This is a genomic window from Shouchella tritolerans (genome assembly GCF_025770735.1).
In the GTDB taxonomy this organism is placed as follows: domain Bacteria; phylum Bacillota; class Bacilli; order Bacillales; family Bacillaceae_D; genus Shouchella; species Shouchella tritolerans.
Map to the genome: position 1 here is coordinate 120,715 of NZ_JAODPB010000003.1, position 26,876 is coordinate 147,590.

The following is a 26,876-nucleotide window of genomic DNA, read 5'->3' on the forward strand; positions in this document are numbered from 1 at the left end:
AAGCTCTTTTTTATACAGAACAACGTGAAGCCTAGCTTTTTTATTTAGGAGCAAGCTCAACCGCGTCACGATAAGCGGCGAGAAGGCTCCGTTCATCGGCTATGTTTTTGCCGGCGATGTCAAAGGCGGTGCCGTGGTCAACAGACGTACGGACAATGCCGCCTTTTAGGCCAACAGTGATGTTTACGCCTGCTTCTAAGCCCATTACTTTTATTGGCACATGGCCTTGGTCGTGGTAGCAAGCGACAACGATGTCAAAGTCGCCGCGAGCAGCACGGAAAAACAGTGTGTCAGCTGGGTATGGTCCTTCTACATCGATCCCTTCTTCCCTCGCCTTTTCAATCGCAGGAACCAATTTTTCTTCCTCTTCGCCTTCTCCGAACAGGCCGTTCTCACCAGCGTGTGGGTTGATACCACATACAGCAATCTTTGGCTGTTTGTTCCCGGCGGCAGCAAGTGTTTCATGAGCTAAAGAAATAACTTTATATGTCCGTTCTGGAGTGATCATATCAATTGCTTTGCGCAAGCCTACGTGTGTTGTCAAATGGATCACTTTTAAATTTGGAGCAGATAGCATCATCGAAAAGTCAGCTGTCCCAGTCAGTTCAGCTAAAATTTCCGTATGGCCTGGATACATATGCCCTGCTTTTTGCATCGCTTCTTTGTTTAATGGAGCTGTGCAAATCGCATTAATTTTTTTCGCTTTAGCAAGCTCAACTGCCCGTTCAACATAACGGAAAGCGGCGTTGCCTGCTGCCTCGCTAACTTGTCCGAAAGATACGCCTTCCGTTAACAAGCGCAAGTCAATGACTTCAATCGTTCCTGGTTCAAAGACACATTCGTCAACTGTTGATACAGATACAACATTCAATTCCGTTTCGGTTATGTGGACAGCCCGTTCCATTATAGCTGCATCACCGATCACGACAGGACGTCCCATTTTAAAAGTTGATTCATCCGCCAATGCTTTTGCGATGATTTCGGGGCCTACACCGGCTGCGTCCCCCATGGTAATGCCAATGATTGGTCTCATTTGCCTTCCTCCTTAGTAAAGTGGTGGTACAGGTTCGAGAAAGTTTGCTCGTTGCCGAAGGCGCCTGCTTTCGTAATGGCGTATGTCTGATGATGTTTCCCAGTAAACTGGGCAACAGGAATGCCCGGTTCAAATTCATCAAACAAACGCAATTCTTCAATGTTAAGACGACGGCATAGTGCTTTTGCAGTATCGCCACCAGTCATAATAATCGCTTGGAAATGGCGAGCCTCCATTAGTTTCGAGCCGATCGCTGCAATCGTATCGGCAATTCGTTTTGCCAATTCGCTGATTGCGGTGCTAGTTGTTTTCGCGTAGTCGTATACTTCTGCGACTTCCTTGCGCTCAGTCCCAGAGAAAATGACGGGTATTTTGCCGATCGCTAATGTCTTTTCTGCAGCGGCCACTACTCGCTCTAACTCTTTTGTTTGTGTATGGCGGTCATTGCTTGCTGCTTTTGCCGCATGGAGGCGAATCCCTTCTGTTTGCGGGTGCGTGAGCAAATGGGCAACTTGTGTCTTGCTTACTTCGCTCATGCTGCCAACGAGATAAAGGATGGGGTCACTGCTAACGGGGTGGTCAGCAAATGGAGTATTTGTGCCCGATACTATCGTTTGCGCAAGTGCATCCGATAAGCCTGCAGAACCAGCCAAAAGCAGTCGTTTCGGCTGCTGCTGCGAAAAAGCAGCAATGCGTTCGAGTGTTTCCATTGAAACAGCATCGCAAATAAAGACAGTTTGTTCGTTAGTGATTTTGCGATCAAGCCAAGCGCTAATTGTTTCTGGTTTTTCAGCCCATAACGATTCTGGAATATGGTCAATAGCACCGCGATATTGGTGGCCAATGTGGTCAGAAATGGCAGAGTCAGAAACAGGATCTGCTTCGTTTCTGGCAAACTCTGTTTCTCCGATTGGCGTGCCATTTACGTAAAGGATCCCATCCTCGACTGTACGGTTATTGGCAGGGAAACTAGGCGCCAACAAAATGCATTCAGGTTTCCAAGCTTCGGCAGTGGCTTCAAGTTCTGCCCCGACATTGCCTCGCAATGTCGAATCGACTTTTTTAAAAATCAAATTTGGATGGTAAGGCGCTAATGCAGACATGGCTGCGTGGACAGCCGCTTTCGCTTCTTTAGGAGGAAGGGCACGGCTATCCGTATCGACCACGACTGCTTCTGCGCGATTTTCTGACGAACCTTTTCCATTGAGCCAGACAACTGTGTCCAAGCCTGCTTTGGCAAGCTGGACGCCGCTGTCATTTGCTCCGGTAAGGTCATCAGCAATAATGGCAATTTTCATGATGACTCTCCTATCCTTACGCTTGTTGCCTCGCCTCTTCAGGAAGCTGGCCGTTTTTCTCTAGTCGTTTAGCCAAAAAGCCGATAAAAATCGGTAGCAAAATGGCTGTAGTCACGACACTGGCTGCAACTTGGACAGTCGCAAGTTCAACATTGTATGCAAAAGCAGAGCTTGCCGCGGCAATGGCTGCTGGTGTTGCCACTGCATTTCCGGCGGTAGATCCTTCAGCTGCACCGACGAGTGGATTCCATTTAAACAACTTAAATATCCAGTAGCCAGAGATACCGGTTACTAGGACAACGAGCACGCCGAGCACGACACCTGGTAAGCCTCCTTCAAGAATAGACGTAAAGCTAATGTTCATGCCAAGCGCGAAAGCGAATGCCGGAATGAGCATGTCACTGCCTTTTCCAAGGAATGTGCGCATGTCTTCATCCATATTACCTAAAATAAAACCGATTAAAATCGGCAAGAGTACACCGACGAAAGCTGTGATTGAGAAATAGCCGCTTTGGATGCCCATTGCGCCAACAATAGATAACGTCAGCATTGTAAAGAGCGGGCCATCGTTCATGGCAAGCACAGAATAGGCCGCTTTGTCTTCGCCTTTTCCATATTGCCCCGCAAGCGCGACATACAGACCGCCGTTGGAATTAGTCATTGCCGCAAGGACGGCAACAGGAGCTAGGCCAAGGAATAAGCCTTCAGGACCACCAGCAAGTACATAAATTAGCACACCAATAAGGCCGCCAAAAACCCATTTAACCATCAAGAGCGTAAAGCCCTTTCCAAACGAAACACCGAAACTGCGTATGTTAATTTGCGAGCCTGCGCATAAAAGGAAAAGAGCAATTAAGGTAGTCGCGCCATCTACAAAGAGCGCTTCTGTAAAGTTGCCAATCCTTAGCAAGTCAGGAGCAACCGTATTGATCAGTGCACCAAGAAGCAACGGGACAACCATCATGCCTCCGGGGATTTTTTCAATGCTTTGTTTTACCTTCATCAGAAGATCCCTTCTTTCTGTTTCATTTTGAAACGAATTCCAAGCTGGAAACGCTTAAAAGAAATGATTACAGCAAAAATGATACGCTTTCTTTTGGAAATTGCAATACAAAACTCAAATAATGTTGCAAATAGCAACATTATTTGAGTTTTCTCCACAATGTTGTTCGATTAATTTGTAAACGTTCGGCTGTTTTTGATTGGTTATAGCCTTCCTCTTCAAGTACATGTTTAATCAACGTTTTTTCCATTTCCTCCAGCGTCTGCCCTAAATCAATTCGAGCAAAGCCTTTCTCCGACCAACTGTCGCTAAAGTCAATATACGGTTGGCTTGTAGCAACAACTTTTGCGAAGATGAACTCCTTTAACCAATTTAAATTTCCCATAATGGCTGGGTGAATGCTGCCCCGGTAGCCGATAATTTGCTTGCCATATAGCTGGTTCGCTTCCGCGATTAAGCGCCTTAAAAAGCCTGGCCATTCGTCTTTGCGTTCGCACAGCGACGGAATTGATACAGTTGGCAGGTTGTTTAAAAAAGACAACTGTTTTTCGCTGTGGACGACATAAGGTGTTGTTTTAAGCACCGTTTCCTCTAGTTGTCTCCATTGTGTAGTAGAAAGTTCTTCCGCATGGGTAATAAACAGGGAAAGCCCATTTGCTTCAAAATCAGGCATTTGCAATAAATCTTTTGCACGGCATGTAATGGCCAATCCTGGCAAAAGGCCTCTTGCAAGCGCTTGTTCTCCAGACCCGTTTTTGCCAATAAGCGCTACAGAATGTTTGCCGGCAGCGGCTTCATAGTCGCGGGAAAGTGAATCGTTTGCCCCGAGGACGAGCGGTACGGATAAATGAGGCACTTCAAATACTGTGGCTCCTTTTGGCAGTGATTGGTGGAGAGTAGTAGTCGTCAACAGCCAAGTCGATGCGTTTTCAGTTCCAATATTTTTTACAGTAAAGCAAACGTAGGTTCCAGCTACTTCTGTAAAGACAGAGTGCGTTTTGTTTTGAATAAGTGAATGTAACTGGCTGGTGGCTGCTTTAAGCACCGCTTGATTCTCTTGTAGCTTGTCGCTTACAGCAAACACATGCCCAGTTCCATCAGCCAAAAGCTGCAACTGGCCAGACTGAAAAAAGGCAGAACGAAAATATTTATGCTCTTGCTTACTGTCATGCATCTTTTTGCCTAGAAGGTCCGCTTGCTCAAGTGCGGTTCTTACAGATTCTTCTCCAGATGTAATCAAAATTCCTTCCAACCCATGTTTGTTTGCTAAGCTGGTTGTAATGGCATCGCCGACTATCATTTTTCGCCCGGCTGCCTTGGCGGCAATAATGGCTGGCTCCACTTCTTCTTCCCTTGTGACTGCTGTGATTGGAATATCGGTTTCGATTAACTCTGTTACCTTGGTAAAGCTAAGGGAAATGTTTTCAAAGGCAATAATTTCTGTTTGTTCCCGCTCCGCTTGTATGAGCAAAATCATTCGTAAAATATCAAAACCAGAAATAGGAACTTCAACAACAGGTTTTTCTGTCCGAGTGCGAATCACTTTGGCCGTTCCACCACGGCTAATGAATAGATCGGTCTGCGCTTGTACTTCCGTTGTCAAAAGAGGCAAAGATTGCTGAAGGTCAGCTATATGGATTGTCATATCGAGGTGTTCGAATTCGTTTTGTGTTCGTTTAAATATTTCTGCTAAGCCCTCATAAGGGGCAATGATCGTAACGTGTATTTTGCGCATCGTTTTCCCTCCATCATGCAACTGCACTACAAAGCCGTCATCTTTTAGAAAGTACCACGATCAAATAAGGAAAACAATAATAGCCAGACGGATGGTTATTATGAAATTTTATTTCGTAATAAATTAAAATTATGTTGACGTTTTATTTCTTTGGAGCGATAATAAACATATAAACATGCTATTGATTAAGAGGTGAATGTTTTGCTTAATAAGTTAAAAACAGAAACGCGCAACCAAGCGACAATGGCGCTTGACAGTATGCCGATCAACGATATTTTAAAAACGATGAATACGGAAGATGCGAAAGTGCCAACAGCCATTGCAGAACAACTTCCGCAAATTGAAAAAGCAGTTAAATTGGTGGTTGCCTCTTTCAAACGGGGCGGAAGGCTCATTTACGCTGGCGCTGGCACTTCAGGACGCCTAGGTGTCTTGGATGCTGTTGAGTGCAAACCTACTTTTGGTGTTACACCGGAAATGGTAAGGGGCGTAATCGCTGGTGGTGAGCAAGCTTTTACAGAAGCAGTCGAAGGAGCAGAAGACGATGAGCGTGCTGGTGCAAATGATTGCAACCGCTTAAATATAGGCGACAAGGATACGGTTATTGCTCTTGCGGCTAGCGGCCGCACGCCATACGCGATTGGCGTGTTGAAAGAAGCCCAGGCTCGTGGGGCTAACACGGTGTCCATTGCTTGCAACAAGGAGGCGAAAATGAGCCAATACGCTGCTGTTGCGATTGAAGTAGAAACTGGGCCGGAAGTGTTGACTGGATCAACTCGCTTAAAAGCAGGAACAGCCCAAAAACTCATTTTAAATATGATTTCAACAACAGCAATGGTTGGGATTGGCAAGGTCTATCAAAATTTAATGGTGGATGTACAACCGACAAACCAAAAACTAGTTGAGCGCGCCAAACGGATTATTATGGAGGCAACCGATTCAACCTACGAGACAGCAGACGACTACTACGAAAAAGCAAATGGGCATGTGAAGGCAGCCATTGTGATGATTTTGCTCGATTGCTCTTATGATGAAGCGCTTACGAAACTACAAAGCGCCAAAGGGTTTATTCGCAAAACGGTAGAAAAATAATTTGTGAAAGAAGGGGAAACGTGTGAACAAAGAACAACGCATGGCCTCAGAAATTCTTGAACATATTGGCGGGAAAGGAAATGTCGATTCCCTTACTCATTGTATGACGCGTGTCCGTGTTGCCGTAAAAGACGATGCCCTAGTCAATCAGGATGCATTAAAGAAAATTGAAGGGGTTATGGGAGTCGTTGAAGACGACACATGGCAAATTGTCGTGGGCCCAGGTACCGTCAATGTCGTTACGGAAGAAATGAAAAAGCTCGCTCGCACTGGGTCAATGTCTTTTGAAGAACAGACTGCCAAAGCACAGGAAGAACGGAAAAAGAAAAACAAAACACCATTTAAACAATTTTTGCGGAGCTTAGGGAATATTTTTATTCCCCTTATTCCAGGCCTCGTCGCATCGGGAATCATTAATGGCGTTGCCAACTTTCTAATTAACTCAGGCATGCAAAAAGAAGAGCATACATGGCTCTTACTAATGACCATTTTAGGAGGCGGCCTATTTACGTATTTGGCGATTGTGGTTGGCTGGAATACGGCTAAAGAATTTGGCGGGACACCGGTGCTAGGAGCGATTGCCGGGATGTTCATTTTTAACCCGGCCCTTGCTGAGGTGACTGTATTTGGTGAAGCCCTTGTGCCAGGCCGCGGCGGATTGTTTGGCGTCATTTTTGCGGCATGGTTAATGACGTTCTTTGAACGCCACATCCGCAAAGTCATTCCGAAATCGGTCGATATCATTTTCACATCGCTGTTTACTGTCATTATTGTTGGCTTTTTATCGATTTATGCGATCATGCCAGTTGCCGGTATTGTATCGGATGGGATCACATCTGGCATCCACTTTATTTTAAACATGGGTGGGCCGATTGCTGGGGCGCTCATGGCAGGCTTTTTCCTTCCGCTAGTCATGGTTGGGTTGCATCATGGCTTAACGCCGATTCATGCCGAGCTCATTAATGTATTCGGTTTTACAACGCTGTTACCAATTTTAGCAATGGCAGGAGCAGGCCAGGTTGGAGCAGCAATCGCTATCTTTGTTAAAACACGGAATCCCCGTCTGCGCAATATTATTAAAGGCGGCTTGCCTGTTGGCTTCCTTGGTATCGGGGAACCGTTGCTTTACGGGGTAACGCTCCCACTTGGACGCCCGTTTGTGACAGCCAGCTTAGGCGCAGCTGTTGGCGGGGCCATGCAAGCAATATTTACCACAGGCGCCACAGGAATCGGCGTTTCCGGCTTGTCCCTTACACCGTTAATTGCGGAAGGCAAATACCTCTACTACTTAGGCGGTATTGCGCTAGCTTATTTGTTTGGTTTTCTGTTTACCTACATGTTCGGTTTTAAAGAAGAAATGGCGAAAGACATTTAAGCTGGAGGTGGAGAAAGAGTGAAGCTTGGTGTGTCCGTTTATCTCAGCCAGCCATTTTTAGAGCAAGAAGCTTATTTAAAAAAAGCCGCTGCCGCTGGATTTAATGTACTGTTTACTTCATTGCACATCCCTGAAGACGATGCTTCTTTGTATGCAGAACGACTCAAGCAAGTTGGAAAGTTTGCCAAAGCGAATCATATGCGGCTCATATGCGATGTGTCGCCTGACTCAATGAAACATTTAAATTTGTCATGGCAACAAGCGAGCAACTTAAAAGAGTGGGGCGTTACAGGACTGCGTATCGATTATGGGGTGGCGAACGAGACGGTGGTGCGCCTATCACAAGAGATGCAAATTGTCTTAAATGCAAGCACCCTCGATAAAAGGGAAGCCATCGCATTGCGCCAAGCTGGCCTCGATCCAAACAAAGTCGAGGTGTGGCACAATTTTTACCCTCGCCCTGAGACGGGGTTAAGCCGAGAAGACTTTCGGCAGACAAACACATTTCTTTCTGAAATGGGCTTCTCGGTGATGGCGTTTATCCCTGGTGATGTACCAAGGGGTCCGCTGTTCAAGGGTTTGCCGACACTTGAAGACCATCGGGAGATGTCGCCGTTTGCCTCGTTTCTTGATCTATATGAAGGCGAAGGCATTGAAACGATTTTAGTCGGCGACAAGGGCTTGTCTGATAGCAGCTTTGAGCAATTTCACGTCTATCATAATGAAAAAGCAGTGCTGTTGAGGGTGCAGGCAGCGGGTGAGAATGTCGTTGATTTAGAGGAAAAACACCGCAACCGCAAAGATGCAGCCCGTGATGTTCTCAGGTCGGAGTCGTCTCGTTCCTTCGCATCGATTGGAAAGCGAGATGTAACGCCGGTAAACACGGTGGCACGACCTATTGGCACCGTGACAATCGACAATAACCGTTATGGCCGTTACCAAGGCGAAGTACAAATTACAAAAACAGACTTGCCTGCTGATGAAAAAGTAAATGTGCTAGGCCGCGTAATCGACAACGATATGCCGTTAATCAAGCGCATAAAAGGCGGGCAAAAGTGGAAGTTTAAATGGATATAACAGGAGCAGGTTGTACCTGCTCCTGTTGGTCTTGCTGTTCGTGTTGTTACTTTATCGTTAAATTTTCTCGCTCCATCCTTCGCTTAACAGAATCGTTCTGAAAAGGTAAACTATAGTTGGAACGTGAGAAGGAGTGGTAAGATGGTCACGATGGGTGATATCGCGAAAAAAGCTGGTGTGAGTACGGTAACGGTCTCAAAAGCGCTGAATGATAAAGAAGGCGTAAGCGATGATATGAAACGAAAAATCAAGCAGATAGCTGCTGAAATGGGCTATCGCTTTCATGCGGCCGCTAAGTCGATGAGAAGCGGGCGCACCAATAATATCGTCATTTTAATCCCTGAACGATTCGCCGGTGATGAGCAAGCATTTTATTTAAAGTTTTACAGGCAAATCATATCGGTGCTTGAATCCTATGATTACTATGGCATCTTGCAAATATTGAGTTCTGATGATGAAGAGCGGCTCATGCTGCCGAAAGCATTTCTAGAAAACAGAGCTGACGGCGTTATCGCACTGGGCCAGCCAAAAAAAGAATACATCGAACATGTAGTAAAAGAAAACGTGCCCCTTGTATTCCTTGATTTTTATATGGATCAATTAAATGCAGATGTGGTCGTTACTGATAATTTTTACGCTGTTTACGAGTTGACGAATTATTTAATTAGCCAAGGTCACCGTGAAATTGGGTTCGTTGGCAATGTTCACACAACAAGTAGTATCCAAGACCGTTTTTTAGGAATGTATAAATCGTTGCTAGAACACCGGCTCCCTTTCAATGAACGTAACTTGGTCAGTGATCGGGATGATTCAGGCCGTTTTATTGATTTCGTATTGCCGGAAACGTTGCCGACTGCTTTTGTGTGCAATTGCGACCACGTAGGCTATTTGCTTATTAAAAAGTTAACGGATAGCGGGGTCCGTGTCCCAGAAGACTGCTCTGTTGTTGGCTTTGATAATGATATTTACGCAACATTGTCGACCCCGCCTTTAACAACAGTGGAAGTCGATGTAGAAGAGATGGCCAAAGTAGCCACAAAACGAATGATTGAAAAGCTTGAAGGCGATAAAGGCAGCGTTGGCTACGGCAGGATGTTAATCAAAGGATCGATTGTCTTCCGCGAATCTGTTAAAAACATTCAACATGATTGAACAACTAAAACGTACTTCTTCCAACAGCTTGAAAAAGCTGTTTTTTTATTTTCATTTTTCCTATTGACTCGTAAACGCTTTCATATTAAGGTTATCTTATCTTTATTTTTACTTAAACGTTAACTTAAAAAACGAATGAGACAACAACATTCGTTGGAAAAGGGGAGAACGATGACGACGTATCGGTTTCCACCGGACTTTTGGTGGGGGACAGCTGTGTCGGCCACGCAAATTGAAGGCGCGGCAGACCGTGACGGCAAAGGCAAAAATATTTGGGATCACTGGTATGAAACGGAGCCAAACCGTTTTTTTAACGAGGTAGGGCCAGCCAAAACATCGCAATTTTATGATCGCTATAAAGAAGACATTGCTTTGATGAAAAAACTTGGCCATACCTCATTTCGTTTCTCAATCTCATGGTCAAGGCTTATTCCTTCAGGACATGGCGAGGTGAACGAAAAAGCCGTTCACTTTTACGATCAAGTCATTAATGAATTACTTGCTGCAGGGATTACGCCATTTGTTAACTTGTTTCACTTTGATATGCCAATGGCGATGCAGAAAATAGGCGGCTTTGAAAACCGTGAAGTTGCGTATGCATTTGCTCGTTACGCAGAAATATGCTTTACGTATTTCGGGGACCGTGTGAAAACGTGGTTTACCCATAATGAACCGATTGTGCCAGTGGAAGGCGGTTATTTATACGAGTTTCATTACCCGAAAGTCGTTGATTTCAAGCGGGCAGTTCAAGTTGGCTACCATACAATGCTTTCCAGTGCTCTAGCAATTGAACGCTACCGCCGTTTAGGGCAAGAAGGCAAAATCGGCATCATTTTAAACTTAACGCCATCCTACCCTCGTTCAGAGGAAATTGAACGAGATGTAGAAGCGGCTAAACGCGCTGATGCTTTTTTTAACCGTTCTTTTCTCGATCCGTCTGTAAAAGGGACTTTTCCGCAAGAACTAGTGGAAATTTTAAAACAATATGGCCTTATGCCTCATGTAGAAGAAGGCGACAAAGCGCTAATTGCCGCCAACACAGTCGACTTACTAGGCATCAATTATTATCAACCTCGGCGAGTGAAAGCGAAAGAAACGCCTATAGGAGAGGGACCGCTTATGCCTGGATCATTTTTTGATGGCTATGATATGCCTGGCAAAAAAATCAATCCCCATCGTGGCTGGGAAATTTACGAAAAAGGCATCTATGATTTATTGATGAACGTAAAGGACCATTATGGAAATATCGAATGCTTTATTTCGGAAAACGGAATGGGCGTTGAAGGCGAAGAAAAGTTTCGTGATGAAGCTGGTGTCATACAAGATGATTACCGAATTGAATTCATCTCGAACCATTTGCGCTGGCTCCATAAAGCGCTGACGGAGGGCGCCAATGTGAAAGGGTACCATTTGTGGACGTTTATGGACAATTGGTCGTGGACAAATGCTTATAAAAACCGCTATGGATTTGTGTCTGTTGATTTAGAAAACGATGGCAAACGGACGGTTAAGAAAAGTGGCTGGTGGTTTAAAACGGTAATTGAAAACAATGGCTTTTAGCGAAGTTGTTGGAAGGGAGAGAAAGCATCTGAATTTGTTGGCATTCGACATCGGCGGGACGACCATTAAACATGGCGTAGTAACAGCTAAAGGGGACATATTGCAAAAGGGCAGCGATGTGACGCCAGCAAGTATGGCGCTTTTGTTTGAATTGTTACAAGACATAAAACGTCGTTATACCGCTGATTATACACTTTCAGGCGCCGCATTCAGCACGCCTGGAATACCAAACCAAACAACGGGGTTTATCGACGGCGGCAGCGCCATCCCTTACTTGCATGAAGTGCCATTTAAGCCGAAAGCACAGGAGTGCATGCAGTTAGCAGTCAGCTTTGAAAATGATGCGAACTGCGCGGCTCTTGCGGAAATGTGGCTAGGGCGTGCAAAAAAAATGAAAGACATCATTATGGTTGTATCTGGATCGGGCATAGGTGGTGCGATCATTAAGGACGGTACCCTTCATCGAGGAGCGAATGGCTACGGCGGTGAATTTGGCTACATGGTTATGAATAAGGGCGGCGAAACGTTCAGCGGCATCACATCACCAGTTGAACTGGCGAAACGAGTATCTGCTGCGAAACGAACAAATGTCGATGCTGTTCGCGTATTTGAACTGGCCGAAAATGGTGATGAAGTCGCTAGTAGGGAAGTCGATCGGCATTTTTATTATTTGGCAGTAGGCTTGTATAATTTACAATTTGCCTATGATCCAGAAGCGATTCTCATTGGCGGCGCAATTAGTGAACGAAGCGATTACATTCCACGTATTTACGAGAAAATCGATTTGCTTATTAAAGCCAATTCAATGGCGAATTTGCGGCCTAATTTATGCAAATGCCGATTTGGCAATGATGCCAATTTAATTGGAGCTGTCGCTTACTTTAACCAGTCCTTTCGTCCAAAACCAGAAATTGCTGGGTAACCATGCGTTGAGAGGAGGAAATGCATGAATCAGCCATCATTGGCGAGGTTGCGCAAAAGCAAAACGCTAGCATTTTACTTGTTTATTTCCCCGTGGCTCATTGGATTTTTAGCATTGGCCGCGGGGCCAATGATTTACTCGTTTTATATGTCGTTTACAGAGTGGCAAGTAATGGGCGGTGCTGAATGGATCGGCCTCGAAAACTATGAACGTTTGTTTTTTCATGATCCGTTGTTTTGGAAAACGATGTGGAACACGTTTTTCTATACGTTTCTTGGTGTTCCCCTCGGACTTGCTTTCGGCTATTTGTTGGCGGTGCTTCTCAACCAAAAAGTGAAGTTTATGGGGTTTTTTAGAACGATCTTTTATTTACCATCGATCGTTCCTGCCGTAGCAAGCTCGCTGTTATGGGTGCTTATTTTCCAACCTGAGTTTGGTTTGGCGAATGCGCTCCTTGATTTTGTTGGTTTGCCGACTTCTCGCTGGCTATTAAGTGAGTCGATGGTGAAGCCAGCATTGATTATTATGAGCCTCTGGGGTGTTGGTGGCGGAATGATTATTTATTTGGCTGGCTTGCAAGGTGTACCTCCAAGTTTGTATGAGGCTGCTGAGATTGATGGGGCTGGAAAGTGGCGGAAGTTCTGGCACATTACAATCCCAATGACTTCGCATGTAATTTTTTTCAATTTGATTATGGGCGTGATCGGATCTTTCCAAGTGTTCACTCAAGCTTATGTGATGAGTGGCGGCGGGCCAAATTATGCGTCTTTGTTTTACGTGCTCTACCTCTACCAAAATGCATTTGAGTTTTTTAATATGGGCTATGCATCCGCACTTGCTTGGATATTGTTTGTCATTGTTTTGATCTTCACATTGCTGCAATTCAAATTTTTTGGCAAGAAAGTTTATTACGAATATGACGACTAAAGAAAGGGGGAAATGCTTTGGAGGAACGGTACCAAGCAAATCGGCAAATCGAACCGATCACGCCTGGAAGAATGCCAGACCCGATCAATCAGACAAAGCCGGTTTTTAAAAATCACACTAGGCAAAAGAAAATAGACCGTTTAATGATTTATCTGATGCTTGTCGTGTTATCGATTTTGTTTATTCTTCCTTTTTTATGGATGGTGTCCACATCAATCAAAACTGAGTCACAAGCGATCTCCTACCCGCCGACTCTATGGCCAGCGCCGTTTGATTTTGCCAACTACCGAGAAGTATTTGAATTGGTGCCTTTTTTGCAGTTTTATTGGAACACGATCGTGGTGACAGGGCTGACGGTTATCGGCACTGTCGCTTCCAGTGCAGTTGTCGCTTATGCGTTTGCGCGAATTAAGGGAAGGGGCAGGAACTTCTGGTTTATTTTATTGCTTTGCACGATGATGCTGCCGCCCCAGGTGACGATGATCCCCGTGTATTTGATTTTTACAGAGCTTGGCTGGGTGAACACATTCTTGCCATTGGTCGTTCCTGCTTTTTTAGGAAACGCTTTCTTTATCTTTTTATTGCGCCAATTTTTTCGAGCCATTCCTAAGGAATTAGAGGAATCAGCCATCATTGATGGCTGCAGCTTGTTTGGCATCTTTTGGCGGATCGTCGTCCCCCTATCGAAACCAGCGCTCATAACGGTTGCAATCCTTTCATTTATGGGGAGCTGGAATGACTTTTTGACACCGTTGATTTACTTAAATGATATCGATAAATATACGCTAGCCCTTGGTTTGCAAATGTTTAATGGACAGCAAACGATGCAATGGGGGCCGATGATGGCTGCAAGTACAATGGTGATTTTCCCACTCGTCGTACTGTTTTTCATTGCACAAAAGCATTTTATCCAAGGAATTGCCTTGTCAGGAATTAAAGGGTAGTGGCTTTTAGGCAAGCGGATTTGTTTGTTTTCGGGAACGTGGCTCCTACCTTGTTAACGGCCCATTCATCTTGGCGTTTATTTTCCACATTTTACGGCCATAGAGGTGACGAAATTATACATTTAAGGGAGATGAGATGGATGAAAAGATGGATGTATGCACCAATCGCGTTAGCCTCGTTATGGGCTCTTTCTGCTTGTGGAGGCGACGAAAATGCCTCAAGTGATGGCGGCGATGTAACGTTGCGGATGCTTATTTGGGGAAACGGTCCAGAGGAACTTAAAGGAGAGCGTGAAATCCTTGATGTGTTTGAGGAAAGAAACCCTGGCATTAAAGTCGAACTAAGCCACGTTCCTTGGGATAATTACATTGAACGGCTAACAACGATGTCGGCTGGGGGGAACCAACCGGATGTGTTTTGGATGATTGATACAGCCTTAATCGACTATGTAAACCAAGGAATGTTAATGGAGCTTGACGAATTCATTGAAGAGAGTGGCATAAAAGAAGACGAATATTTGCCTGGAGCGTGGGACATCGGATCGTGGGAAGGCGGGCGGTATGCGATGCCAAGGGATTTGACTTCTCATCATATTGTTTATAACAAAGATATGTTTGACGGGGCAGGCCATCCTTATCCGGAAGCTGGCTGGACATGGGACGACTTTTTAGAAGCAGCAAAAGCGACAACGATTGAAGAAGACGGGAAGATTGTCCAGTTTGGGATTGCCGGGCTGATGTGGGAAGAAATGATTGTCCAAAACGGCGGTGCTTCGTTTAATATGGATGGGTCTAAAGTCGAGTTAGATTCACCAGAAACAATCGAAGCTATTGATTTTATGCATGACTTGGTGCATGTCCATCGCGTCGCCCCATTGGCAACTGAATCGGAAGGGCTTGGTGATCTGTTTTTAGCGAATCGGGCAGCAATGGCCTATGCAGGGCCGTGGCATTGGCGCCAATACGCAGAAGACGGAGAGTTTGAATGGGACATTGTTGAAGTGCCGGCAGGGAAAGCTGGGAACAAATCGCAGTTGCTTGGATTGCCGATCGGCATTGGATCGCAAACAGACCATCCTGAAGAAGCATGGAAGCTGTTAGAATTTTTAACCCATGGCGAAGGCCAGTCCATCCAGGCGAACATCGTTGGTGCCAATCCGTCAGTCATTCGTGAATCACATACATTTGCCGAAGGCCAATGGGTACCAGAAAATGTCGAAGCATTCCAGACGATCATGGAAGAAAACACAGTCGTGCAAAGCATGTTTCCAGACAAGTTAGAGGCTGTCTCTAACATTCAGCCTGTGATCGACCAGATCATGGATGAAACCCGGGATGTGGATGCAGAGGAAGCTTTAGGAGAACTAGCAGACCGGCTTCGTACAGAATTTGAGATGGACTAATATCATTGGTAAGGAGGATTTGGAGCGTATGAATCGTAAACGGTTACAATGGGTTGGAGCACTAGTGGTGGTGTTGGTTTTGTTTGTATACAGTAGCGGTTTAGCATTTGCACAAAACGGATTTCACGTAAAAGGTACAGAGTTGTTGGACAAAAATGGCGATCCTTACGTTATGCGTGGCGTCAACCATGGACATTCTTGGTTTAAGCAAGACTTGGAGGTAGCAATCCCTGCCATAGCGGAAACAGGGGCGAACACGGTGAGAATGGTCTTATCCAATGGACAGCAATGGGAAAAGGATGATGCCTCTGAGCTTGCCCGTGTACTGGCTGCCACAGAAAAACATGGATTGACAACCGTGCTTGAAGTCCATGACGCTACAGGAAGTGACAATCCCGATGATTTAGATAAAGTAGTCGATTATTGGATCGAAATGGCCAATGTTCTAAAGGGGACAGAAGACCGAGTGATCATTAACATTGCCAATGAATGGTATGGGTCGTGGAGGAGCGACGTTTGGGCAGAGGCATACGCACAAGCGATTCCGCGTTTGCGCAGCGCTGGCCTCTCCCATACACTAATGGTTGATGCGGCAGGCTGGGGCCAGTACCCTGCCTCCATCCACGAGCGGGGAGCCGATGTGTTTGCGTCTGATCCATTAAAAAACACAATGTTTTCCATTCATATGTACGAATATGCAGGAGCTGACAGGAAGACAGTTGCCTATAACATTGATCGTGTACTAGCTGAAAATCTTGCTGTTGTAATTGGTGAATTTGGCCATAGGCATCATGATGGCGATGTTGATGAAGATGCGATTTTGGCCTATACAGCAGAGCGGCAAGTGGGCTGGCTTGCTTGGTCATGGTATGGCAACAGCGGGGGTGTTGAATATTTGGATTTAGCTGAAGGCCCATCAGGCCCATTGACGAGATGGGGCGAACGGATTGTCTATGGTGAAAATGGGCTTAAGAGTGATTAATCAATAGAAAGGGCTGGGTGCTGCTTATGCAGTCTCAGTCCTTTTTGCTGTATTCGTAAGATGTTAGAACAACCATTATGCTAAAGGGAGGCTTTAGCGATCTAACGACGGAAGCAGTATTGGATTCGTGTTATTACTGCAAAAACAAGGATGGCTAATCAGTGCAATTCGTGGATTTTAAACGATGCATAGGCGAATCTCACAAGCAAATATACTCTATTTTGCATTTACTAAAGAAGATGCAAAGGAGGGGAAAAATGTTACGTGTTTGGTATGCACTAAAAAACTTTTTTTTGTTGCTTTGGTTCCCAAGATGCTGGAAAAAGGCGCGTGCGAAAAGAGAGCTGCTACATGGCCTCATCGGCAAACAAATCGAAATTTCGACACCTTTCGGCTTTCTCGCTGGTGAATTAGTGGTCGTTGGGAAAGACTATATTGAATTGTTGGATGAGATAGGTGCAGACGTGCTTGTCCGCATCGCCAAAATCGAAACGGTCAAGTCACTAAGCTGAAAGCGGAAGGAGGCAAAGCATTTGTGCAATTCTTTTTATAAGAGGCTAGCTCGACGTCTCGATGCGCGAGTGGAGATAGCCACAGATACAAATTTTATTGAAGGCATACTTGTCCGTGTGACCCCTAAATTGCTGATTATTGATGGAACCGATGGTTATGGATATGGGCCAGACACAAGCCAATTTATCGACGTAAAGGCTGTCAATCATGTACGGTTTTTGCAAACAGAAGATCAATCAATACAAGATTAAATCGCCTTAAAATCGAGTGGTCTTTTTCCAATTCAGCCGGGAAAAGGCCGCTTCTAATTCTCCGAGTATTGCTGCTTGTAGGGGCCACAATCGCAATGTCATCAATTGCAGTGCGAAAAACGACATACCCCCTCTAGGGCATGGGACTTAGGTGACGATACGTTTGTCAGGCAACCTGTTTCTAAAAACTATGGTAATCTATTAGGAGAACAATCAATTAGGGGTGGAATGATGAAACGAATTGCAATTGACATGGATGAAGTGATGGCCGACTTTAACAAAAAGCATTTGGCGCTGTTTAATAGAGATTTTGGCGAACAACTAACAACGGATGATTTACACGGCAAAAAGCTAAGGGAGCTTCGCCCTGAGTTAGTAAAAGAAATCCGCAGCTACTTGCTCGACCCTACTTATTTCCGCGATCTGGAGGTCATGGAAAATTGCCAAGAGGTAGTAGAGGAACTGGCCCAGTCGTACGAAATTTTTGTAGCGACGGCGGCAATGGATTTTCCAACATCCTTTAATGCAAAGTACGAATGGCTCAAAGAACATTTTCCATTTATTGATGACCAAAATATTGTCTTTTGTGGCGATAAAAGCATCATCCACGCCGACTATTTGATTGACGATAATGTTCGCCAATTAGAACGGTTTTCAGGGAAAGGGATTTTGTTTACATCCCCCCACAATGTGAACGTAACAGGTTATCCCCGTGTCCATAACTGGCTTGATGTCAGAGACTATTTTCTGTAAACCCGGAGGGTGAAAAAGCAGCCGCTAGGCTGCTTTTTTATAACCGGTTTTCTAACTGCGTGTTAGTCGCTATTACTTTTGCTCCTTTGTTGATTCCCTAGCTGTTGCGGCTCCTCGTACACTTGCACACTATCATGATTTTCGTTTTTTGGTTCGTATTAATGGTTGCTAGTAAAGCTCCGCTACTACTTTTCCAGTAATTTTACCGTTTTTCATTTTCTCTAGATAATTTGGAACGTCTTCTGGAAAATAACGGAATATTTTTTAAATAAAAGTGAGGTAATCGTACGAGGGGTGAAGAGGGAAGGCAATGAGTTGTCTCCCCTCAGGTTAACGTTACATTTGCTCAGCGGCTTTACGATAGTTGCTTAAGAACACGTTTTTCTAGCAGTCCTGTTTTGCGCAATGGCGCTGAATGTGCATTACTCTTCTGGACGTTTGCCTGGATCCATCTGTTCGCTCGTTGCGGTGCGAAGCGGCTTGACTTTCAAGTCATTTGCTACGCGAATTTGGCAGGACAACCGTAGGTTTTCGGCAGTGATTCCTTTTTTTGCACGAATCGCTGCTTCAGCCTCTCCGATTGGGCCAGCGTCGCCTTCCATAATTTCGCACAAGCATGTCGTACATCTGGCATTTCCGCCGCAACGGTGCAAAATGTCTACTCCGTTGTCTTCTAACGCTAATACAAGTTTCTTTCCGTTTTCGGCTTCAAAAGAATGGTAGCCTTCAGCGTAAATCATTGGCATGGTCGATATTCGCCCCTTTTTATTAAACTTTCTGTCTCTAAAAATAATTGTAGCATGAAAAAGGGAATGATCGGCAGTTAATTAAACATTTGATTAATGGACAACAGCACGTTTTTTTGCGAAAAAAGAACAATCTCGGAGGACAGATGCGTCTGACATTCGAGTAACCTCACGTACCGAATACATACCAGAGAGAGAATCTTTTACGGCGGCTAGTTTCAGATCCTTTGAATATCTTCTCCAGGTAGAAGACTCGTTTAGACCTTCCATTCCATGTGTATCATACTTATATGTCCATTCTCGTTGATCGGTGTACGTGATATATTGACTTTCATTCATTTATAGAATCATCTTCTAATCCGTTTTGTATCGCGTATTTCTCTTCTACTGAGTTATGATCTTTTGGACATAACAAATACTCCCCCATAAGTAGCCAGATTTTTATTTTTTAATCTGTCTACCTAAAGGGGAGCATATCAGTCGGGCCGGGGAAACCGGTTTTAACCGTGTGTAAAAACAAGATTAACATAGATTTATGTAAACGAAGCCTAGATGAGGCTTCTTTCTTTGTGTTCATTTAGATGGCTTTATTCTAAGCCATAGTGGACAAGAAGCTGTATTTCTAAATGTTCAGCTTGGTCGAAGCCTAGATCCTTGCGTTTGCTTCGAACGTATTCTTCGATGGCCCGTAAATAAGCGGAGAGTTCGCTTGTAGCTGTAGGCAAAAATGCTTTCGCCCGTTCTTCGACTGCATGCAAATCTTCGTTTGAGTACATGTGCTCACCTCTCTATTCATATTGGAGCCTGTTTCTCGTTAGCTCTCATTGTTAGTGTAAAGGAGACAGCTTTCCAAATCTATTTAAGATCTGATAAAGAATGCGTGAAATGATCTTAATAAAACGAAAAAATGCTGAAATTTTCCATGCGCACAGCCACACTGTCCGTTTTATGGTCCCACAAAAGACTCGTGGTTTAATTGTGAACGCTATGAAGGGGGCGATCTGATGCCTTACGATGTTCCACAGTTCCCTTTCCAAAAACACTCGTTCTTCATTAGAATAACTTTTTACATATGTTCCCCTTTATTTGAAGGGAATCACTTGGCAGTAGTGAAACAATATGTACATTCGATTAATCGTCACTTTCAAAACGTTCCCCACCTGAGTACGCCTATACAATTAGCTAGGAGTTACGTAAAACGCGAACAAAAGCAATTAGACAAATTGGAATGGAGGAAAATGCCATGGTAAAGCAATTGACCATCAACCAATCTGGTTTTCATGTAAGCCACTATTGGATCGAACCTGTTTCCTTTGCTCTCTATGAAGAACGGACCATTCAGGAGTGGGCCCGTTTGTTGCAACATGCAGGCTCTTTGATCGTTCTTGTGACAGAAGAAGATGAACTAGTTGGGGCGTTGCTTCCAGAAACGATAGTGGCAGCGATAAGCAGTGGAAAAACAGCGATTGATAAAGCGTTAGAATCGGTAGAAGTGATTGAAAATGAGGAAAGGCATAGATCTAGTCCAGACGGAAGTAAATTGGTTCTCATCAAAGAGGGCGATGATTACATTGGTGCCGTAACAAGAGAAAACTGGCGGCGGGCGCGGGAAGAGTACGAGCAAAAAGCGATACTGGAAGCGATTTTAGAAAACGCGTATGAAGGGATCGTTATTGTCGATAAGCAAGGAAACATCGTCAAAATGAACAATGCCTACCGCAGCTTTATTGGCGGAAAGGACGAAGCGGAAGTCGAAGGCAAGTTTGTCGCTGATGTAATTGAAAATACGCGCTTACATGAAGTTGTAAAATCAGGCATTCCTGAGCGAGGCGTGATCCAACGGATTGAGGGGCAGAACATGGTGGTCCACCGTATCCCAATTTGGCAAGATCGCCGTGTTGTCGGAGCTGTTGGCATGTTGATTTTTGAAGGCGTTTCCGAGCTTTATGAAATTTTGCAGCGAGCACGCATTTTTTTAAGTGAGGAGGCACTCTCAACTGAACCAACAAATCGAAACGAGACACCAGTCGAGCGCCGGCTTATAGGCAGGAGCGAGGCGCTTCAATCGTGCAAATGTTTTGCCCGCAAAGTAGCACGCACAAAAGCGACAGTGCTATTAACAGGCGAAACAGGTACGGGAAAAGAGCTGTTTGCCCGTTTGATCCATCAGATGAGCAACCAAGCCAATGGACCATTTGTTGCAATTAATTGTGCTGCCATGCCGGAAACGCTTCTCGAAGCTGAGCTGTTCGGCTACGAAGAAGGAGCCTTTACAGGCGCGCGACGAGGCGGGGCAGTAGGGAAATTTGAACAAGCTAGTGGTGGTACGCTTTTTTTAGATGAAGCAGGGGAAATGTCGAATGCGTTGCAAGCAAAGCTACTTCGTGTCCTTGAGACAAAACAAGTAGACCGGGTTGGCAGCTGTCGCCCGATCCAAACCGATTTTCGGTTAATTGCTGCTACGAATGCTGATCTCAACCAACTAGTGGCCGAGGGCAAGTTCAGAAAAGATTTGTATTATAGGCTCGTGGCGATCACATTAAACATCCCGCCGTTGCGCGAGCGTAAAGAAGATATTCCTTATTTAGTTAGCGCGTTTATGGACCGTTTTGCACAAGAATATGCGATGAGGCAAAAACGATTTTGTGAAGACGCTTTACACGCTTTCCTTGAGTATGATTGGCCTGGCAATGTTCGTGAGTTGGCGAATGCGATCGATTACATTATGGCAATCGGCGAAGGAGAAGAAGTGACAAGTGATACACTGCCTCCGTTTTTGCGCAACCATGCCGCAAAGAAAGAATCATTAAAGGCGGTGGCGAGGCGTTCTGAGAAGCGGCGAATCGAGCAAGCGATCCTATTAGCGAACGGAAATAAGGCAAAAGCTGCAAAATTGTTAGGCATCCACCGTGCGACATTGTACCGTAAGCTAAAAGAAGAAGAGTCGTCGTGATTTAGCGACAGTGGCAAGGCTTTATGTTGCAAACTTGCGATACAGTTTATAGAAAACGCTTACAGTCATCTTGCTTGGTGGTTGGCATCATTTTTGCAATGGCAAAACAACAAGGAGGGGATTAGATGCAATCAACAACTTGTCATTTGCCGGCCACGATTATTTATGGGGAAAACAGTTTTTTGCAAGTTGGCGTTGAAGCTGCAAAGCTAGGAAGCAAGGCGCTGATTATTAGCGATGCAGTGATGGAAAGGCTAGGGAATGTTGAACGAACCCAAGCTTTGCTAAAGAAAAGCGGAATCCCATCGTATTCCTATTTAGGTGTAGCAACTGAGCCGACGGATACGTACGTGTATGAGGCTTTGAATTTGTTTCGTACAAAAGGCTGCAATGTCATTGTTGCCCTTGGTGGAGGAAGCTGTATAGATACAGCTAAAGCTGTCGCGGTACTAGCAGCCAATGGCGGAGCAATCGATGAATACATGAACGGGCGTACTATTGCGAGAAAAGGAGCGGTTCCTTTGATCGCCTTGCCGACAACAGGTGGCACTGGTTCTGAAGCAACAGATGCGACAGTAATTACGAACACGCACACAAATGTCAAAATGATGATCAAACAGCAAGCCTTTATGCCACGGACGGCCATTGTTGATCCAGTACTGACAAAATCGACACCTAAACACATTACTGCAGCTACTGGAATTGACGCGCTTACCCATGCGTTGGAGGCTTACATTAGCAAAAGGGCACATCCTTTTACCGATGGACTGGCGCTATCAGCAATTAAGCGGATTTTCCATTATCTGTTGCCCGCCTATAAAGATGGCAACGACATCAAGGCAAGACATGAAATGTTGTACGGCTCGCTACTCGCCGGTATGGCTTTCTCCAATTCATCGGTTTGTCTTGTCCATGGGATGTCAAGACCAATTGGCGCCCTCTTCCATGTGCCACACGGCGTCTCTAACGCGATGCTTTTACCCGTTGTGCTCGAATATACAAAGGAAAGTTGCCAGGAGCGCCTTGCCTCAATCGGCCGTGTTCTCTTTCCTGGCAAGAGCGGTGAATGTTTTGAAACACTAGCTAATACCGTAGTTGAAGAGATCGTCGCCCTTTGCGCGAAAGTCGATATTCCTACATTGCCAGACTGGGGCGTTAAAGAAGAGGCGTTTATGCCAATGCTTCATAAAATGGCTGACGATGCACTTGAAAGCGGAAGTCCGCAAAACAACCCGCGTGTGCCGTCAAAACAAGAGTTGATTGAGCTGTACGAGGCCCTTTTTCAACGGAATTCGGCCGTTTCCCGTTAAGGAGGCGTAGACAATATGATCAGCATGATTGGCTTATTAGGTGCACTGGCCCTTTTAGTCGTATTAACGTTAAGAGGCGTCAATATTATTATTGCCGCACTTCTTTCTTCTGTTCTTCTTGCTTTAACCGGAAGGCTTAATTTAAATACGGCAATGGTCGGACACTATATGGAAGGGTTTACAAACTATTTTGCTTCTTGGTTTTTGGTTTTTCTTTTAGGGGCAATTTTTGGCAAAGTCATTCAAGACACAAGAGCGGCGGAAGCAATTGCCGATTGGATCGAGCGGAAATTGGGAGCAAAGTGGGCGCTGTTTGCTGTGATTGCCGCATGTGCGATTATGACTTATGGAGGCGTCAGCTTATTTGTGGTTGGTTTTACCGTTTACCCAATTGCCGTATCCCTGTTTAAGCTCGCCGATTATCCGCACCGCTTTATACCGGTTGCGATTGTGTTCGGTTCCATTTCGTTCACGATGACTTCACCTGGCTCACCTGAAATCCAAAACATCATTCCAACCGAGTTCTTTGGCACACAACCGACTGCTGGCGGTTGGATTGGTGTTGTAAGCGCGGTCTTCATTATGGTTGCAGGCGGCCTATGGGTCAGGTATATGTTGAAAACAGCACTGAAAAAAGGCGAGCGTTTTTCGCTCCCGCAAGACAGTCCCCTATACGGGCTAGAGGAAGAAGCGCTTGATGAACTGGCGGCAGCAAAAGAGCGCGTGTTGCCAAAGCCATTGTTTGCCTTGTTGCCGTTAGCGATTGTGCTTGTTTCTTTAAATGTGCTGTCGCTTTATATGGCGGCCAAAACGGCTGTATTGGTTGCGTTGCTTCTGGGCATCGGAACGACATGGCTGTTTAACTTGAAATTTGTGACGCAAATCGGAGAGTCACTCGCCGTAGGCGCGCAAAATTCTCTTGTCGCGATTGCCAATACGTGCGCTGTTGTCGGCTTTGGCAGTGTCGCTGCACAAGTGCCTGCTTTCGATTTGTTTTTACAATCCTTGTTGGGTGCAGCAAGTCAACCGTTCGTTAGCCTGGCTTTGTTTGTCACGGTCATTTGCGGGATTACCGGATCTGCATCAGGCGGCCTTGGTATTGCTTTGCCGCTCATTGCCCCCGATTATATGGAACGCGGCGTAGACCCAGGAGCGATGCATCGTATTTCCGCGCTTGCTTCCGGCGGTCTAGACTCATTGCCTCATAACGGTTTTGTCGTAACGACGATTCGGGCTATATGCGGAGAAACCCATAAACGAGCATATGGGCCTATTTTCTTAGTGTGCACCATGTTACCGACTGTCGCACTTGCCATTGCCGTCGCTCTCTATACGTTTTTTTACTAATCATAACTGCACCGCAATTGTAAGGCAGCGTCTATCAATTGTAGGTGCTGTTTTTTATAAGGAGGCGTTTGCGGATAAAGGGCGATGTTTATTTTCAACTCTATTTAACGAGACGATTGTTCAGGAAGCTGTCGCCTTAAGGTAGAGAGGGAATCGAAATTTATTTAGAAAGGAAACGGTTTTTTGCATGCAATCCGCTGAAGCAGCCAAGCTAATGAAAGAGAACAAAAGAAGAGAGGCGAAATTCGCATGCTATGCCGTTCAAATGATGAACTGGAATTGCTCGTTAGCCAGGCAAGAGCGTTTGCTGAGCAAGGAAACGTGGCCAATTATATTCCTGCCTTAGCTGCTGCTGATAAACATGAGCTGTCAGTAGCGTTGTACTACCCTGATGAAAAAGGTTTTATGGCTGGGGATACGGAAGAAAATTTCACACTACAAAGCATTTCAAAAGTGCTTTCCTTAGCGCTAGCGCTTATCGATCAAGGGGAAGAATACGTGTTCACTCGTGTTGGAAAAGAACCGACAGGCGACCCTTTTAATTCGATCGCTAAATTGGAGACCAATAAGCCTTCCAAACCGCTCAATCCAATGATTAATGCCGGCGCTCTTGCCGTTACCCATATGATTAAAGGAAAAACGGCGGGCGAGCGGTTTGAACGTTTACTGGACTTTATCTGTTGTTTGACAGGAAATGAAACCATTACGTATAACAAAGAAATAGCCCAATCAGAATTTGAAACAGCCCATTTAAACAGGGCTCTTGTTTATTTTATGAAAGAACATGGCGTCATTGATGAAGATGTAGAAGAGCTCATGGACCTTTACACAAAACAATGCGCGATTGAAATGAATTGTATCGACTTAGCGAGGGTCGGCTGCGTTCTGGCCATGGATGGCCGTGATCCCGATACAGACAAGCAGCTCTTGCCTATAGACGTTGCCCGGATATGCAAAACATTTATGGTCACATGTGGCATGTACAATGCTTCAGGTGAATTTGCCATCAATGTCGGTATTCCAGCAAAAAGCGGGGTCTCAGGCGGAATTATGGGTGCTGTCCCGAAAAAATGCGGGATTGGCATTTGTGGGCCGTCTCTCGACGAAAAAGGCAACTCCATTGCCGGGATCAAATTGCTGGAAATGATGGCCAAACGTTATTCACTCAGCATGTTTTAAAAAGTGGTTGTGAACAGACCAAACGGTTGGGCTGATCAATAGTGTGAAAGAGTAAAAAATGCCGCTTTATATCCAGAAAAAAGGATGTTCTGCTAAAATGATGAAACAAGGAGGCAGTCGAAAATGGTACACGTTTTTAAAAGCGCTTACAAAATTTTGATGGGCATAGGAGCTATTTCCCATTTAGACAGTGAAATAGCAAGGTTAAAAATAAACAATCCCCTTGTCGTTACTGATAAAATGATTAAGAAGGCTGGTCTGCTTGAGGAAGTGACAGAGATGCTTGCTGGGCGTCGCTACGGCGTATTTTTAGAAGTGGAGCCAGAACCAGCATTTTCGGTTGTAGAAGCGTGCAAACAAACATTTGCCGCTGGCGGCCATGATGGCTTGATTGCCGTAGGTGGTGGCAGTGCTCTTGACACGGCTAAAGCGACGGCAGCTTATGTTCGTTATAACGGCGAACTTGCTGATTTGATCGGCACTGATTTAGTCCCTACAAAAGGGGTGCCGCTCATTGCCATTCCGACCACAGCCGGAACAGGCTCCGAGGTAACGAATATAGCGATTCTGTCCGACGATGACGCTAAGCTAAAAAAAGGAATTGTCAGTGACCATTTGCTTCCTGACGTGGCAATCGTTTCTCCAGAGTTGTCGAGGACAACCCCTCCTGCTGTTACAGCAGCGAGCGGCATAGACGCCCTTGTCCATGGAATTGAAGCGTACTTGTCTGTAAACGCATCGCCCCTTACAGATGCTTTTGCCCTTCAGGCAATTGAAAAAATTGCCCGAAGTTTGCCCGAAGCGTACGCAAAGCCAACAAGCCTCGCAGCACGGGAAGAAATGGCCGTCGCCAGCTTAATGGCTGGCATGGCATTTGGCAACGCAGGAGTCGGCGCTGTCCATGCCCTCGCTTATCCTCTTGGGGGACGGTTTAAAATTGCTCATGGTATCAGCAACGCCGTGCTATTGCCCTATGTAATGAGGGAAAACAAAGTTGCCTGCGTCGACCGGCTTGCTGTGATCGGAGAAGCGTTAGGCGTAAAGGAGAAAGGGATGGGAGCGAGTGAAGAGGCTGACCAGGCGATAAGCGTCATGGAGCGCCTTTGCGGTCAAGTCGATATTCCAAGCAACCTTAGAAAGTTTGGGATAAAACGTGGAGACCTTACGGCTATGGCAGAAGATGCAAGTAAAATCGACCGTCTCTTAAAGAACAACCCTCGTATGCTTCAGCGTGATACCATTTTGTCGATTTATGAACAGGCATGGGTAGGGCGGCCAGTGTAGTTGGTATGGTCAAACAATGGAAATGGTGTATTTTCAA

At 45.3% G+C, this 26,876-nt stretch carries 24 protein-coding genes; 18 read left to right on the plus strand and 6 right to left on the minus strand.

Annotated elements, in window-relative coordinates:
- Positions 1 to 40 precede the first annotated feature (40 nt).
- From pdxA to N6H06_RS11085, 4 genes are all read right to left on the minus strand, one after another.
- Positions 41 to 1,033, minus strand: coding sequence for a 4-hydroxythreonine-4-phosphate dehydrogenase PdxA (gene pdxA / locus N6H06_RS11070; protein WP_062748881.1), 993 nt, complete (start codon positions 1,031 to 1,033; stop codon positions 41 to 43).
- Positions 1,030 to 2,331: a four-carbon acid sugar kinase family protein gene (locus tag N6H06_RS11075; RefSeq protein WP_263706550.1), complete on the minus strand. Its 1,302-nt coding sequence runs from the start codon at positions 2,329 to 2,331 to the stop codon at positions 1,030 to 1,032. Before N6H06_RS11075 ends, pdxA begins: the two co-directional genes overlap by 4 nt.
- Before the next feature lie 16 nt (positions 2,332 to 2,347).
- Positions 2,348 to 3,334, minus strand: coding sequence for a 2-keto-3-deoxygluconate permease (locus tag N6H06_RS11080; RefSeq protein ID WP_062748877.1), 987 nt, complete (start codon positions 3,332 to 3,334; stop codon positions 2,348 to 2,350).
- 139 nt (positions 3,335 to 3,473) lie between these two features.
- The gene (locus N6H06_RS11085; protein ID WP_213029064.1) at positions 3,474 to 5,069 is read right to left on the minus strand and encodes a sigma-54-dependent Fis family transcriptional regulator; all 1,596 of its coding nucleotides are present in this window, start codon (positions 5,067 to 5,069) and stop codon (positions 3,474 to 3,476) included.
- Positions 5,070 to 5,270: 201 nt separating this feature from the next.
- Between N6H06_RS11085 and murQ the strand changes: the two genes are divergently transcribed.
- From murQ to N6H06_RS11150, 13 genes are all read left to right on the plus strand, one after another.
- Complete coding sequence (murQ, locus tag N6H06_RS11090; RefSeq protein ID WP_062748873.1) at positions 5,271 to 6,161, plus strand: N-acetylmuramic acid 6-phosphate etherase; 891 nt, start codon at positions 5,271 to 5,273, stop codon at positions 6,159 to 6,161.
- 22 nt (positions 6,162 to 6,183) lie between these two features.
- The gene (locus N6H06_RS11095; protein WP_062748871.1) at positions 6,184 to 7,536 is read left to right on the plus strand and encodes a PTS transporter subunit EIIC; all 1,353 of its coding nucleotides are present in this window, start codon (positions 6,184 to 6,186) and stop codon (positions 7,534 to 7,536) included.
- A gap of 18 nt (positions 7,537 to 7,554) precedes the next feature.
- On the plus strand, positions 7,555 to 8,613 hold the full coding sequence (locus tag N6H06_RS11100) for a DUF871 domain-containing protein (RefSeq protein ID WP_263706555.1): 1,059 nt from the start codon (positions 7,555 to 7,557) through the stop codon (positions 8,611 to 8,613).
- Positions 8,614 to 8,754: 141 nt separating this feature from the next.
- On the plus strand, positions 8,755 to 9,765 hold the full coding sequence (locus N6H06_RS11105; RefSeq protein ID WP_213029066.1) for a LacI family DNA-binding transcriptional regulator: 1,011 nt from the start codon (positions 8,755 to 8,757) through the stop codon (positions 9,763 to 9,765).
- 171 nt (positions 9,766 to 9,936) lie between these two features.
- Positions 9,937 to 11,325 carry a glycoside hydrolase family 1 protein gene (locus N6H06_RS11110; RefSeq protein ID WP_062748865.1) on the plus strand — a complete coding sequence of 463 codons (1,389 nt, stop codon included), beginning with the start codon at positions 9,937 to 9,939 and terminating at the stop codon, positions 11,323 to 11,325.
- Positions 11,315 to 12,247, plus strand: coding sequence for an ROK family protein (locus N6H06_RS11115; RefSeq protein WP_263707286.1), 933 nt, complete (start codon positions 11,315 to 11,317; stop codon positions 12,245 to 12,247). The genes N6H06_RS11110 and N6H06_RS11115 overlap by 11 nt, the downstream gene beginning before the upstream one ends.
- Positions 12,248 to 12,271: 24 nt before the next feature.
- Entirely contained in the window at positions 12,272 to 13,174 is a 903-nt protein-coding gene (locus N6H06_RS11120) for a carbohydrate ABC transporter permease (RefSeq protein ID WP_062748862.1), read from the plus strand.
- Positions 13,175 to 13,191: 17 nt separating this feature from the next.
- A complete protein-coding gene (locus N6H06_RS11125) occupies positions 13,192 to 14,118 on the plus strand; it encodes a carbohydrate ABC transporter permease (RefSeq protein WP_238583339.1) in 927 nt (308 codons plus the stop codon).
- 140 nt (positions 14,119 to 14,258) lie between these two features.
- Positions 14,259 to 15,521 carry an ABC transporter substrate-binding protein gene (locus N6H06_RS11130; protein ID WP_193754502.1) on the plus strand — a complete coding sequence of 421 codons (1,263 nt, stop codon included), beginning with the start codon at positions 14,259 to 14,261 and terminating at the stop codon, positions 15,519 to 15,521.
- 28 nt (positions 15,522 to 15,549) lie between these two features.
- A complete protein-coding gene (locus N6H06_RS11135) occupies positions 15,550 to 16,503 on the plus strand; it encodes a glycoside hydrolase family 5 protein (RefSeq protein WP_062748858.1) in 954 nt (317 codons plus the stop codon).
- A gap of 257 nt (positions 16,504 to 16,760) precedes the next feature.
- Positions 16,761 to 17,015, plus strand: coding sequence for a hypothetical protein (locus N6H06_RS11140; protein ID WP_213029070.1), 255 nt, complete (start codon positions 16,761 to 16,763; stop codon positions 17,013 to 17,015).
- Between the two features lie 21 nt (positions 17,016 to 17,036).
- Entirely contained in the window at positions 17,037 to 17,267 is a 231-nt protein-coding gene (locus tag N6H06_RS11145; RefSeq protein ID WP_213029071.1) for a hypothetical protein, read from the plus strand.
- Between the two features lie 231 nt (positions 17,268 to 17,498).
- Positions 17,499 to 18,020, plus strand: a complete 522-nt coding sequence (locus N6H06_RS11150; RefSeq protein ID WP_062748853.1) for a 5' nucleotidase, NT5C type — start codon at positions 17,499 to 17,501, stop codon at positions 18,018 to 18,020.
- Between the two features lie 422 nt (positions 18,021 to 18,442).
- On the opposite strand, the gene N6H06_RS11155 is transcribed toward N6H06_RS11150, so the two are convergent.
- Both N6H06_RS11155 and N6H06_RS11160 read right to left on the minus strand, forming a co-directional pair.
- Positions 18,443 to 18,766, minus strand: a complete 324-nt coding sequence (locus N6H06_RS11155) for a 2Fe-2S iron-sulfur cluster-binding protein (protein ID WP_062748851.1) — start codon at positions 18,764 to 18,766, stop codon at positions 18,443 to 18,445.
- A 587-nt stretch (positions 18,767 to 19,353) separates the two neighbouring features.
- The gene (locus N6H06_RS11160; RefSeq protein WP_062748849.1) at positions 19,354 to 19,542 is read right to left on the minus strand and encodes a hypothetical protein; all 189 of its coding nucleotides are present in this window, start codon (positions 19,540 to 19,542) and stop codon (positions 19,354 to 19,356) included.
- 467 nt (positions 19,543 to 20,009) lie between these two features.
- On the opposite strand from N6H06_RS11160, the gene N6H06_RS11165 reads away from it, so the two are divergent.
- The 5 genes from N6H06_RS11165 (at position 20,010) to N6H06_RS11185 (ending at position 26,839) form a co-directional block, all read left to right on the plus strand.
- Positions 20,010 to 21,719 (plus strand): sigma-54 interaction domain-containing protein, encoded by a 1,710-nt coding sequence (locus tag N6H06_RS11165; protein WP_263706572.1) that lies wholly within the window; start codon positions 20,010 to 20,012, stop codon positions 21,717 to 21,719.
- Positions 21,720 to 21,844: 125 nt separating this feature from the next.
- Positions 21,845 to 23,029, plus strand: a complete 1,185-nt coding sequence (locus N6H06_RS11170) for an iron-containing alcohol dehydrogenase (protein WP_062748844.1) — start codon at positions 21,845 to 21,847, stop codon at positions 23,027 to 23,029.
- Between the two features lie 15 nt (positions 23,030 to 23,044).
- Positions 23,045 to 24,376, plus strand: a complete 1,332-nt coding sequence (locus N6H06_RS11175) for a GntP family permease (RefSeq protein WP_062748842.1) — start codon at positions 23,045 to 23,047, stop codon at positions 24,374 to 24,376.
- A 249-nt stretch (positions 24,377 to 24,625) separates the two neighbouring features.
- Positions 24,626 to 25,555, plus strand: a complete 930-nt coding sequence (gene glsA, locus N6H06_RS11180) for a glutaminase A (RefSeq protein WP_062748840.1) — start codon at positions 24,626 to 24,628, stop codon at positions 25,553 to 25,555.
- Positions 25,556 to 25,678: 123 nt separating this feature from the next.
- Positions 25,679 to 26,839, plus strand: a complete 1,161-nt coding sequence (locus tag N6H06_RS11185) for an iron-containing alcohol dehydrogenase (RefSeq protein WP_062748838.1) — start codon at positions 25,679 to 25,681, stop codon at positions 26,837 to 26,839.
- Positions 26,840 to 26,876 lie beyond the last annotated feature (37 nt).